Annotated in this window: 9 protein-coding genes; all 9 read left to right on the forward strand. The window is 71.9% G+C overall.

From position 1 onward, the window contains the following. Window positions 1-126: 126 nt before the first annotated feature. Window positions 127-1,320 (forward strand): efflux RND transporter periplasmic adaptor subunit, encoded by a 1,194-nt coding sequence (locus WAT24_RS00185; RefSeq protein ID WP_336805791.1) that lies wholly within the window; start codon window positions 127-129, stop codon window positions 1,318-1,320. A gap of 152 nt (window positions 1,321-1,472) precedes the next feature. Then, complete coding sequence (locus tag WAT24_RS00190; protein ID WP_336805792.1) at window positions 1,473-4,661, forward strand: efflux RND transporter permease subunit; 3,189 nt, start codon at window positions 1,473-1,475, stop codon at window positions 4,659-4,661. Window positions 4,662-4,752: 91 nt separating this feature from the next. After that, window positions 4,753-6,153, forward strand: a complete 1,401-nt coding sequence (locus WAT24_RS00195; RefSeq protein ID WP_336805793.1) for an efflux transporter outer membrane subunit — start codon at window positions 4,753-4,755, stop codon at window positions 6,151-6,153. Window positions 6,154-6,193: 40 nt separating this feature from the next. Then, window positions 6,194-7,225, forward strand: coding sequence for an NADP-dependent oxidoreductase (locus WAT24_RS00200; RefSeq protein WP_336805794.1), 1,032 nt, complete (start codon window positions 6,194-6,196; stop codon window positions 7,223-7,225). 133 nt (window positions 7,226-7,358) lie between these two features. After that, window positions 7,359-8,288 (forward strand): TolB family protein, encoded by a 930-nt coding sequence (locus WAT24_RS00205; protein ID WP_336805795.1) that lies wholly within the window; start codon window positions 7,359-7,361, stop codon window positions 8,286-8,288. A 56-nt stretch (window positions 8,289-8,344) separates the two neighbouring features. Continuing rightward, complete coding sequence (locus WAT24_RS00210) at window positions 8,345-9,433, forward strand: sensor histidine kinase (protein ID WP_336805796.1); 1,089 nt, start codon at window positions 8,345-8,347, stop codon at window positions 9,431-9,433. Next, window positions 9,430-10,185 (forward strand): LytR/AlgR family response regulator transcription factor, encoded by a 756-nt coding sequence (locus tag WAT24_RS00215; protein WP_336805797.1) that lies wholly within the window; start codon window positions 9,430-9,432, stop codon window positions 10,183-10,185. Before WAT24_RS00210 ends, WAT24_RS00215 begins: the two co-directional genes overlap by 4 nt. Before the next feature lie 246 nt (window positions 10,186-10,431). Further along, window positions 10,432-11,427 (forward strand): TolB-like translocation protein, encoded by a 996-nt coding sequence (locus WAT24_RS00220; RefSeq protein ID WP_336805798.1) that lies wholly within the window; start codon window positions 10,432-10,434, stop codon window positions 11,425-11,427. Between the two features lie 412 nt (window positions 11,428-11,839). Further along, complete coding sequence (locus WAT24_RS00225; protein WP_336805799.1) at window positions 11,840-12,187, forward strand: hypothetical protein; 348 nt, start codon at window positions 11,840-11,842, stop codon at window positions 12,185-12,187. Window positions 12,188-12,196 lie beyond the last annotated feature (9 nt).

A 12,196-nucleotide genomic window follows, 5' to 3' on the forward strand; every position in this document is an offset into this window, starting at 1 on the left:
TGACTCGACGTCACTATTGCATTGCACCACATCGCGGTTTTCTATACCGATAAGTATACCTATTCTCCCGGGCCTCCGCCGGTCCTGTACCGATCGGTGCACTATTTTGAAACCCGGGAGCGCAGCATGAAGAAGCGATGGATCCTCGTGAGCCTGGCCGCCGCCGTGGCGATCGGCAGCTGGGCGGTGCTCGGCAGTCGTGGCGAAAGCCACGCCCAGGAAAGCGGCGCGCCGCCGCCGCCCACGGTTACCGTGGCGCAGACGCTGGTGCGCCCGGTCAGCGACACCGATGCCTTCACCGGCCGCCTGCAGGCGGTGGACACCGTCCAGGTGCATCCGCGCGTGAGCGGCTACGTCACCGCGGTGCACTTCAAGGAAGGCGCGCGGGTGCACCAGGGCGACCTGCTGTTCACCATCGATCCGCGGCCGTACCAGGCCGAGGTGGACCGCCTCGCCGCCACCCTCAACCAGGCGCGTGCGGAGCAGGCGCTGGCCGATTCCAACGCCGAGCGCGCACAGAAGCTGCTGGCGCAGCACGCGATCTCCAAGCAGGAGGCCGACCGCCTGGTGACCGCGGCGGCCAGCGCCAGGGCGCAGGCCGCCGCCACCGCCGCCGCGCTGGAGGCGGCGCGCCTCAATCGTGGCTTCACCGAGGTGCGCGCGCCGATCGACGGACGCGTCAGCAACGCGCGCATCACCGCCGGCAACCTGGTCACGCCGGCCGACGTGCTGACCAGCGTGGTGAGCGTCGATCCGGTGTACGCCTACTTCGACATCGACGAGCACAGCTACCTCAAGCTCGACCGCCTGCGCCGCGAACGCGGCCAGGCGCCGCAGGTGGCGATGGGCCTGGCCGACGAGGACGGCTACCCGCACAAGGGCCGCATCGACTTCGTCGACAACCAGCTCGACGCCGGCAGCGGCACGATCCGCCTGCGCGCGGTGTTCGACAACGCCGACGGCCGCTACACGCCCGGCCTGTACGTGCGCCTGGAGCTGCGCACGCCCAGCCGCCGGCCGCGCGCGCTGATCGACGAGCGCGCCGTGGGCACCGACCTGGGCAACAAGTTCGTCTACGTGCTGGGCAAGGACCGCAAGGTGGAGTACCGCAAGGTCACCCTGGGTCCGCTGGTCGACGGCCTGCGCGTGGTCACCGACGGGCTGACCGCGCAGGACGTGGTGCTGGTCAACGGCCTGCAGCACGTGCGCCCCGGCATGGAGGTGAACCCCACCCGCGTGGCGATGGAGAGCCGGGCCCTGGACGCCGACAGCCGCCTCGCGCAGGCCGGCGGCGGCAACGGCCAGGTCGCGCGCAACTGAGGCAAGCCCGCGGCCGCCGGCGCGGCCGCGACAGGGGAAACACGGTTCCCTCTTCCGCGTGACGGAAGAGGTCGGGGGCGGCCGTCCCGCAAGGCGGCCCTCCCCAGCCTTCCCTCGCGGGAAGGCATCCAGACGCATCAGGGAAACCAACGATGAAACTCGCCCAATATTTCGTGGAGCGTCCGATCCTCGCCGGCGTGCTGTCGGTGCTGATCGTGATCGCCGGCGCGATAGCGCTGTTCAAGCTGCCGATCGGCGAATACCCGGAAGTGGTGCCGCCCACCGTGGTGGTGCGCGCCAGCTATCCCGGCGCCAACCCCAAGGTGATCGCCGCCACCGTGGCCACGCCGCTGGAGGAACAGATCAACGGCGTCGAGGGGATGCTCTACACCTCCTCGCAAGCCACCAGCGACGGCACCATGACGCTGACCGTGACCTTCGCGCTCGGCACCGATCTGGACAACGCCCAGGTGCAGGTGCAGAACCGCGTGGCGCAGGCGCTGCCGCGTCTGCCGGAGGAGGTGCAGCGGCTCGGCGTGACCACGCAGAAGAGCTCGCCCGACCTGACCATGGTCGTGCACCTGATCTCGCCCGACCAGCGCTACGACATGCTGTACCTGTCCAACTATGCGCGCCTGCACATCAAGGACCAGCTCGCGCGCCTGAACGGCGTGGGCGACGTGCAGATCTTCGGCGCCGGCGAATACTCGATGCGCGTGTGGCTCGATCCCGAGCGGCTGGCCATGCGCGGTCTGACCACCGGCGACGTCGTCAACGCCATCCGCGAGCAGAACGTGGACGTCGCCGCCGGCGCGCTCAACGCGCCGCCGGCGCCGAACGGGGCCGCGTTCCAGCTCAACATCAACACCCGCGGCCGCCTGGTCAGCGAGGAAGACTTCGCCAACATCGTGGTGCGCACCACCGCCGACGGCGCGGTCACGCACCTGCGTGACGTGGCGCGGGTGGAACTGGGCTCGAACAACTACGCGCTGCGCAGCCTGCTGGACAACAAGCCGGCGGTGGCGCTGCCGATCTTCGCGCGGCCCGGTTCCAACGCGATCCAGATCTCGGACGAAGTGCGCGCCACCATGGCGCAGCTCAAGAGCGAATTTCCGCAGGGCGTGGACTACCGCATCGTCTACGACCCGACCGTGTTCGTGCGCGGCTCGATCGAGGCGGTGGTGCACACGCTGTTCGAGGCGATCGCGCTGGTCGTGCTGGTGGTGATCCTGTTCCTGCAGACCTGGCGTGCCTCGATCATTCCGCTGGTGGCGGTGCCGGTGTCGCTGGTGGGTACCTTCGCGGTGATGTACCTGGCCGGCTTCTCGCTCAATGCGCTCTCGCTGTTCGGCCTGGTGCTGGCGATCGGCATCGTGGTGGACGACGCCATCGTGGTGGTGGAGAACGTCGAGCGGCACATCGAGCACGGCCTGCATCCGAAGGAGGCCACCCGTCGCGCGATGACCGAGGTGACCGGCCCGATCGTGGCCACCGCGCTGGTGCTGTGCGCGGTGTTCGTGCCGGCCGCCTTCATCAGCGGCCTGACCGGCCAGTTCTACCGCCAGTTCGCGCTGACCATCGCGATCTCCACGGTGATCTCGGCGTTCAACTCGCTGACCCTGAGTCCGGCACTGTCGGCGCTGCTGCTGAAGGAGCATGGCGCGCCCAAGGACCGGCTCAGCGTGTGGATCGAACGCGCCTTCGGCTGGCTGTTCCGCCCGTTCAACCGGCTGTTCGTGCGCGGTGCCGAGCGCTACGTCGGCGGCGTGCGGCGCGTGCTCGGCAAGGGTGCGCCGGCACTCGTGATCTACGGCGCGCTGGTGGCGCTGGGCGTGTTCGGCTTCATCCACGTGCCGACCGGCTTCGTGCCGATGCAGGACAAGCAGTACCTGGTGTCCTTCGCGCAGCTGCCGGACGCCGCCTCGCTGGATCGTTCCGAGGACGTGATCCGCCGCATGAGCGAGATCGCGCTCAAGCAGCCGGGCGTGGAGAGCGCGGTGGCGTTCCCGGGCCTCTCGATCAACGGCTTCACCAACTCGCCCAACTCCGGCATCGTCTTCGTCACGCTGAAGCCGTTCGACCAACGCACCGACCCGTCGCTCTCGGCCGGTGCCATCGCCGGCGCGCTCAACCAGAAGTACGCGGCGATCCAGGATGCCTACATCGCGGTGTTCCCGCCGCCGCCGGTAATGGGCCTGGGCACGATCGGCGGCTTCCGCATCCAGATCGAGGACCGCAGCGACCAGGGCTTCGAGGAGCTCTACAAGCAGACCCAGAACCTGATCGCGAAGAGCCAGCAGGTGCCGGCGCTGGCGGGCCTGTTCTCCAGCTACCAGGTCAGCGTGCCGCAGATCGACGCCGAGGTGGATCGCGAGAAGGCCAAGGCCGAGGGGGTCAACCTGGCCGACGTCTACCAGACCATGCAGGCCTACATGGGCTCGCTGTACGTCAACGACTTCAACCGCTTCGGGCGCACCTATCAGGTCAACGTGTCGGCCGAACCGGGCTTCCGCCGCGAGCCGGAGGACATCCTGCGGCTGAAGACGCGCAACGCCGCCGGCCAGGCGGTGCCGCTGGGCTCGTTCGTGCAGGTGCACCAGAGCGTCGGTCCGGACCGCGTGCAGCACTACAACGGCTATCCGACCGCCGAGATCAACGGCGGCCCGGCCCCGGGCTTCAGCTCGGGCCAGGCGCAGGCGGCGATGGAGAAGCTGGCCCGCGACAACCTGCCCAACGGCATGAGCTACGAGTGGACCGAGCTCACCTATCAGCAGATCCTGGCCGGCAACACCGCGGTGCTGGTGTTCCCGCTGTGCGTGCTGCTGGTGTTCCTGGTGCTGGCCTCGCTGTACGAGAGCCTGACCCTGCCGCTGGCGGTGATCCTGATCGTGCCGATGGTGCTGCTGTCCGCAATCGCCGGCGTGTGGCTGTCGGGCGGGGACAACAACATCTTCACCCAGATCGGACTGATCGTGCTGGTCGGCCTGGCCTGCAAGAACGCGATCCTGATCGTGGAGTTCGCCCGCGAGGCGCAGATCCACGAAGGCCTGGACCGCCGCCAGGCCGTGCTGGAGGCCGCGCGGCTGCGACTCAGGCCCATCCTGATGACGTCGATCGCCTTCATCATGGGCGTGGTGCCGCTGGTCACCTCGCACGGCGCCGGCGCGGAGATGCGCCACGCGATGGGCGTGGCGGTGTTCGCCGGCATGCTCGGTGTGACCTTCTTCGGCCTGCTGTTCACCCCGCTGTTCTACGTGATCGTGCGCGGCTGGAGCGAGCGCGCGGCGGCGCGGCGCGCCGCCCGCCATCCGGCGCTGCCGACGGCGATCGAGGAGCACTGATATGCAACACCGTATGAAAGACCCGCTCGCTCTCCCCCGGCCCGTATCGAAATCGGGAGCCACCGGGGCGCTCCGTATCCTGGCTGTGGCCATGACCGCGATCCTCGCCGGCTGCATCAACGTCGGGCCGGACTATCACCGCCCGCAGGAGAAGCCGGTCACGCTGCAGGGCGTGGATGCCGCACGCCAGTCGAGCGCCGACTTCCAGGCCGGCTGGTGGAAGCAGTTCGGTGATCCCACGCTGGACGCGCTGATCGCCCGCGCCGCGAAGCACGCGCCGGACCTGAAGATCGCGCTGGCACACCTGGACGAGGCGCGCGCCCTGCTCGGCACCGCCCGCTCGCAGCAGTGGCCGGACGTCGAGACCGGCGCCAGCTACACGCGCAGCCGCGGCCAGACGCCCGGCGTGAGCGAGCAGCGCACCACCACCACCGCCTACCAGGCCGGCTTCGACGCCAGCTGGGAGCTCGACCTGTTCGGTGGCGTGCGCCGCCAGGTGGAAGCCGCACGTGCCGACAGCGACGCGGCCGCCGCGTCGCTGCAGGACGCGCAGGTCACGCTGTTCGCCGAGGTCGCGCGCAACTACTTCGACCTGCGCGGCACGCAGCTGCGCCTGGAGGTGGCCCGGCGCGACATCGCCAACCAGCGTGAGGCGCTGGAACTGATCCAGAGCCGCGCGGCGCTGGGTACCGGCTCGGAGCAGGACGTGGCCAGCGCCCGCGCGCGGCTGGCCGGCGTCGAGGCGACCCTGCCTGTGCTCGAGGCGCAGGCGCAGGCCGACAGCTTCCGCCTGGCCGTGTTGCTCGGCGAACGCCCCGGCGAGCTCGACGTCGACCTCTCGCCCGCGCACTTCACGCCGATCGACACCACCCTGCCGATCGGCAACGCCGACGACGTGCTGCGCCGGCGCCCCGACATCCGCATCGCCGAGCGCGAGCTCGCCGCCGCCACGGCGCGCATCGGCGTGGCCAAGGCCGACTGGTTCCCGCACGTCACGCTGGGCGGCTTCCTCGGCTTCCTGGCCGGGCGCAGCAACGACTTCGGCAGCCCGTCGACGCGCGCCTGGTCGATCGCGCCCAGCATCACCTGGTCCGGCCTCGACGTGCAGCGCGTGCGCTCGGGCGTGAAGGCCAGCGAGGCGCGCGCAGACGCCGCGCTGGCCGGCTACCAGCGCACCGTGCTGCGCGCGCTGGAGGACGTGGACAACGCGCTGGTCGGCTACAACCAGCAGCGCGTGCGCGTGCAGCACCTGCTGGAGCAGGCCGCGCAGAGCGAACGCGCGGCGACGCTGGCCAAGATCCGCTACGACGCCGGGGCCATCGACTACCTGGAGCTGCTCGACGCCCAGCGCACGCAGCTGGCCGCCGAGGACCAGCTCGCCGAGGCCGAGGCCGGCATCAACCTGCGCGCCATCGCCCTGTACAAGGCCCTCGGCGGCGGCTGGCAGGCCTGCGCGAACGAGCGCTGCGACGGGCTGGCGGCGGCGCCGTGACCGGCGCAGCGCTGCTTGTGGAACCACCGGGAGCCGATCCATGACCACCGCCACGACCCACCGCCGCGTAGTGCTAGCCGCGCGCCCGCACGGCCTGCCCACGCCGGCGGACTTCCGGCTCGAGCTCGCCGCCGTGCCCGAGCCGGACGAGGGACAGGTGCTGCTGCGCACGCTCTATCTCTCGCTGGACCCGTACATGCGCAACCTGATGGACGCGGCCGGCACCGCGTACGCGCCGGCGGTGCGGCTGGGCGAGCCCATGGTCGGCGGCACGGTCAGCCGCGTGGCCGCCTCGCGGCACCCGGGCTTCCGCGTCGGCGAGCTGGTGCTCGCCAACGCCGGCTGGCAGGACTACGCGCTCTCCGACGGCAGCGACCTGACGCCGCTGGGCGACCTGGCGCAGCCCTCGCTCGCCCTCGGCGGGCTGGGCATGCCCGCCTTCACCGCCTATGTGGGCCTGCTCGACATCGGCCAGCCCAGGCCCGGCGAGACCGTCGTGGTGGCCGCGGCGACTGGCGCGGTGGGCGCCGTGGTCGGGCAGATTGCCAGGCTCAAGGGCGCGCGCGTGGTGGGCATCGCCGGCGGCGCCGACAAATGCCGCTACGCCGTGGAGGAACTCGGCTTCGACGCCTGCCTCGATCGCCGCGAGCCGGCCCTGGCCGAGCGCCTGGCCGCCGCCTGCCCGGACGGCGTCGACGTCTATTTCGAGAACGTCGGCGGCGAGGTGCTGGATGCCGTGGTGCCCCTGCTCAACCTCGGCGCGCGCGTGCCGGTGTGCGGCGTGATCGCACACTACAACGAGGATGCGCCGCCGGCCGGTCCGGACCGGCTGCCGCGGCTGATGGCGACCGTGCTGCAACGGCGCATCCGCATGCAGGGCTTCATCATCCTCGACCACTACGCCAGCCGCTTCGAGGCTTTCCGCCGCGACATGACCCAGTGGATCGAGGCCGGCCTGGTGCGCGTGCGCGAGGACCGCGTCGACGGGCTCGAACGTGCGCCGGCGGCCTTCATCGGCCTGCTCGAGGGGCGCAACTTCGGCAAGCTCGTGGTGCGCGTCGCCGACGCCTGAGACCCCGCCGGTCGGGCGCATCGCGCCGCTCGCCCCGCCAGGGCGGCCGCTCGCCACCGGCCCGGCGACCTGCGCCGCCGCGCGCGCTAGTGTGGCGCGCGTACCGGCGACGACGGCGACCCGGAGGGCCCCCATGCGCTTGTCGATCTGCCTCGCCTTGCCGACCCTCGTGGCGGCTTGCGGCGCGGCCGCGACCGGGCTCGCTGCGCCGCGCCTGTTCGCGCCCGGTCTCGTGTCCGGCCCCGGCGACGAGGGCGCCGCCGCGCCCACGCCGGACGGCACGAGCGTGTATTTCATGCGCGGGAACGGCGACGGCTGGACCCTGCTCGAGTTCCACCGCGACGGAGCGCGCTGGTCCGCGCCGCCGCCAGCCCCGTTCCCGGGCCGCTGGCGGGACCTCGGCCCGGCGATGGCGCCGGACGGTTCCCACCTGCTGTTCGTGTCTAATCGGCCGACCCACCCCTGCGGCGCACTGCTCGGCCTGATCCGCGGCGGCCAGCGCCGGACCGGCATGGGCATGAACCTCTGGCGGGTCGACCGCAAGGGCGCCGGCCGGGGCCGGCCCGTGCGCCTGCCCGACCCCGTCGACAGGTGCTCGACCACCCCCGCGCCGAGCATCGCGGGCGACGGCAGCGTCTACTTCATCGGCTGCGACGGGAACGACCTGCGCCTCATGCACGCGGCCTACCGGCACGGCCGCTACCTCCCCGCCCACCCGGTGACGCCTGGCGACGCCGACGCGTTGGTCCGTGATCCGGCCATCGCACCGGACCGCTCGTTCATCGTGGTCAGCGTCAACCACGGCCCCGGCACGCCCTACCGCCTGGCGATCGCCTTCCACACGCCCGCCGGCTGGACGGCACCGCAAGACCTCGGCGACGGGGTGAATCGGGGCACGCACAGCAGGGGTGCGCAGCTGACGGCGGGCGGACGCACGCTGTACTTTCACAGCGACCGGCCCGCGCCGGCCCTGGCCGCGGGCGACAACCTGTGGCAGCTGTCGCTGGCGTGCCGGCGCGACGCGCACGCCGGGAGCCACGCCTTGCGGCACTGTCGCGAGTGAGCGCCTCCGCAGCACACTCGCCGCGCGCCACCATGCCCATGCCCCGGGAGGCCCACGTGCCCGATTCCGCCCCACCCCGCCGATCGACCACCCTGGTCCTGGCCTTTGGCTTCTGGACGCTGCTGGCGGCCTCGTACGCGCTCAGCGCCGGGCTGTCCTCGATCGGCGAGGGCAACCCGCCGGCGTGGTCGCGCGTGCTGGTGTGGAACTTCGCCGACTTCTACCTGTGGATGCTGTTGGCGCCGCTGGTCGGCCGGCTGGGGCGGCGCACCGCCGGGCACGGCTGGCGCCGGTTCCTCGCCGTGCAGGTGCCGGCGAGCCTGGGCATCGCGCTGGCGCAGGTGCTGGTCCACCTGCTGGTGTTCTGGTACGTGTGCGGCCCGGGGCGGATGCCGGCGCACACGGTCACCGCCTACCTGCGCATGCAGTTCGCCTACAGCTACCACCTGGCGCTGCTGACCTACTGGGTGATCCTGGTGGTGCTGCGCGGCCTGGATTCGCGCCGCCGGCTGCGCGACGAGCGGCTGCGCAATGCCCAGTTGCAGACCCAGCTGGCGCAGTCGCAACTGCAGGCGCTGCGCATGCAGCTGCAGCCGCACTTCCTGTTCAACACGCTCAATGCGATCTCGGCGCTGGCGCTGGCCGACCCGCTGCAGGCGCGGCTGATGATCGCGCGGCTGAGCGATCTGCTGCGGCTGACGCTGGAGGAGCGCCACGCCAGCGAGGTGCCGCTGTCGCGCGAGATGGAGTTCCTGCGCTGCTACCTGGACATCCAGCAGGTGCGCTTCCAGGACCGGCTGTCCACGCACCTGGAGGTGGCGCCCGACACGCTGCGGGCCGCGGTGCCGAGCATGATCCTGCAGCCGCTGGTGGAGAACGCGCTGCGTCACGGTCTGCTGGCCAAGCCCACACCCGGCCGCCTGCAGGTGGCCAGCCGCCGCCATGGCGACGAGCTGCACCTGCAGGTGGACGACGACGGCCTCGGCCTGCCGCCGGACGGGCCGGCGGAGGGCCTCGGCCTGGGCAACACGCGCGCGCGCCTGCGGGTGCTGTTCGGCGCCGCGGCCAGCCTTGCGCTGCACCGCAAGACCGAGGGCGGCACCCGGGTCGAATTGCGCCTGCCCTTCCGCGAGCACGCGACATGAGCCCGGCGCCGATCCGCACCCTGCTGGTGGACGACGAGGTGCTGGCCCGCCTGGCGTTGCGCCAGGCGCTGGCCGCGCACGCCGATTTCGAGATCGTCGGCGAATGCGGCAACGCCGCCGAGGCGCTGCAGGCGGTGGCCGCGCTGGCGCCGGACCTGCTGTTCCTGGACATCCGCATGCCGGGCCTGGACGGCTTCAAGCTGCTGCACCAGCTGCAGCCTGACACGCTGCCGATGGTGGTGTTCGCCACCGCGTACGGCCAGCATGCGCTGCGCGCCTTCGACGCCAACGCGCTCGACTACGTGCTCAAGCCGATCGACCAGGCGCGCTTCGACCAGGCTCTCGAGCGCGTGCGCCGGCACTGGCGCGGATTGCAGGCGCGCACGCCGGTGGCGCCGGGGGCGCACGCCGCGGCCGTACCCGTGCAGCGGATCAGCGTGCGGGTGGGCGAGCACATCCGCGTGATCCCCACCGACGCCATCGACTGGATCCAGGCCGACGGCAACTACGTGTGCATCCACGTCGGCAAGCAGGCCTACCTGCACCGGGAAACCCTGAGCGGCCTGCTGGCGATGCTGGACCCGGGCCGCTTCCTGCGTATCCACCGTGGCACGCTGGTCAACGTGGAGCGCGTGCGCGAGATCCACCCGCTGTTCCAGGGCAACGCCGAGGTCGTGCTGCACGACGGCACGCGGCTGACCCTGAGCCGCCGCTTCCGCGTCCACGCGCGGCGGGCGCTGGGCATCGCCTGACCGCGCCTCCGCGTGTTCGGGTAGGAGCGAGCTTGCTCGCGATGCTCCGGCGGGGGCGATACCGGAGCATGGCCACGTCACGACGCCGGCGCGGAGCGCATCGCGGGCAAGCTCGCTGCTGCCGCGGCGCCTGCGCGGCCCTGGCGGGCGACCGCTCGTCCCACCGGTGGCGCCGCCGGTCCCAAAGTGGCTGTGCGGCACGCGCCTGCGCGCAAGGCTGATCGCTCCCGGCACGAGGACCGACACATGCGACTGCACCACCTTGCCTTCGCCCTGACCCTGGCCACGGCCTGCACCGTCGCGGGCGCCGCCGACCTGCTCGGGCCCGGCGTGATCTCCACCGGCCTGCAGGAGACCTCGGCCGCCTTCTCGCCCGACGGCGACACGGTGTATTTCATGCGCTCGGACTTCGCCGAGAAGGACGACACCATCCTGGTTTCGCATCGGCAGGGCGCGGGATGGTCGACACCGCAGGTGGCGTCGTTCTCCGGCCAGTGGCATGACTCCGAGCCGGGCTTCTCGCCCGACGGCCGGCGGCTGTACTTCGTCTCCAACCGTCCGCCGCGGCCGGGGCAGCCGCCGGTGGAGGCGAGCCTGCAGGGCCGTCGCTTCGCCGGCACCCACCTGTGGTACGTGGAACGCCAGCCCGACGGGCGCTGGGGCGCGCCGGTGCACGTCGCCGGCGCGCTCAACGACGGTGCGCAGATCTACAACCCGTCGGTCGCGGCCAATGGCGACGTCTACTTCTCGGCGCATCGCCCGGACTCGGGCCGGTTCTACCAGATCTACGTCGCGCACTGGACCGGCCACGGCTATGCGGACCCCGAGCGGGTGGCGCTCGGCGACCTGGAACACAACCGCATGGACCCGTGCGTCGATCCGCAGCAGCGTTTCCTGGTGTACGCCGGCGACGAGGGCGATGCGCTGGGCCGCGCGGATCTCTACATCGCCTTCCGCCAGCCGGACGGGCGCTGGGGCAAGCCCGAGCACCTGGGCGGCGACGTCAACACCGCCGATCTGGAGAACGCGCCGTCGCTCGGGCCGCACTTCGGCGAGCTGTACCTGTCCAGCAACCGGCAGGACGACGTGCACTATCCCAAGGCGCGTGACGATGCCGCCTCGCTGCAGAAGCGGCTGGCCGGTCCGCTCAACGGCTCGCGCAACCTCTGGCGGGTGGACATCGCCGAGGTGCTGCGCCGCCACGGCGTGACACCGGCCGGTTCTTCCCCTCCCGCCCGCTGAAGGAGCGCGCCATGCCCCTGCTCGCGACCTTGCTGCTGGCCGCCGCCGGCACCCTGCCGGCCGCGCACGCCGCCGCGCTGGCGCCGGTGTTCCACGCCGGCGAGCGCTATGCCGACGTGTTCTCCCGCACGGTCGCCTTCCACGCCGACGGCTTCGACGAAAGCGTCTGGAGGATCAGCGGCACCGCGACGTACCGCGTGCTGGATGAGGCGCCGGCCCACCCTCGGCTGCACATCGACTACCGCTACGACGGCCGCGCACCGGGCGCGGGCACGGTGGAGTTCCGCGACGGCGGCGCCACCGCCTGCTTCGACGGGCGCTGCGCCGCGAATACCGATGCCAGCGGACTGGCCTGGAATCCGCGCCTGTGGGGCGCCGCCCCGGCGAAGCTGCGGCTGGGCCAGCAGGGCAGGTGGACATCGCCGGACCGTGGGAGCTGGGACCGCGCGGTCGCCAGACCGTCACCGTGGTCGCGCTGGATCCGGCCGACGCGCGCGTCACGCTCGAGCGCGAGGGCGAGGGCGGCGGTGCCTACCTCGGCGACAGGCTCGCCGCCACGCTGGTGCGCGCGGGCCGCAGCTACGCGGTGCGCGTGCAGCCCGGCCGCTCGCACTGGATCGGCTACACCACCTTCCGTGCGGGCGTGGTGCTCAGCGACGAGCTGCTGGTGGAGCGGCCGGTCACGTTGGTGTCCGACGAGCTCGGGCGGGTGCCGGCGCACGAACGCGAGTACATCCTGCTTGCCGCGATGCCGCTGTAGCGCGCGCCC

The organism is Fulvimonas yonginensis (assembly GCF_037137055.1).
Lineage (GTDB): Bacteria > Pseudomonadota > Gammaproteobacteria > Xanthomonadales > Rhodanobacteraceae > Frateuria_A > Frateuria_A yonginensis.

Coding starts and splice junctions, on each gene's coding strand:
- WAT24_RS00185 (WP_336805791.1), top strand. CDS start 127: ATGAAGAAGCGATGGATCCTCGTGAGCCTGGCCGCCGCCGTGGCGATC.
- WAT24_RS00190 (WP_336805792.1), top strand. CDS start 1,473: ATGAAACTCGCCCAATATTTCGTGGAGCGTCCGATCCTCGCCGGCGTG.
- WAT24_RS00195 (WP_336805793.1), top strand. CDS start 4,753: ATGACCGCGATCCTCGCCGGCTGCATCAACGTCGGGCCGGACTATCAC.
- WAT24_RS00200 (WP_336805794.1), top strand. CDS start 6,194: ATGACCACCGCCACGACCCACCGCCGCGTAGTGCTAGCCGCGCGCCCG.
- WAT24_RS00205 (WP_336805795.1), top strand. CDS start 7,359: ATGCGCTTGTCGATCTGCCTCGCCTTGCCGACCCTCGTGGCGGCTTGC.
- WAT24_RS00215 (WP_336805797.1), top strand. CDS start 9,430: ATGAGCCCGGCGCCGATCCGCACCCTGCTGGTGGACGACGAGGTGCTG.
- WAT24_RS00220 (WP_336805798.1), top strand. CDS start 10,432: ATGCGACTGCACCACCTTGCCTTCGCCCTGACCCTGGCCACGGCCTGC.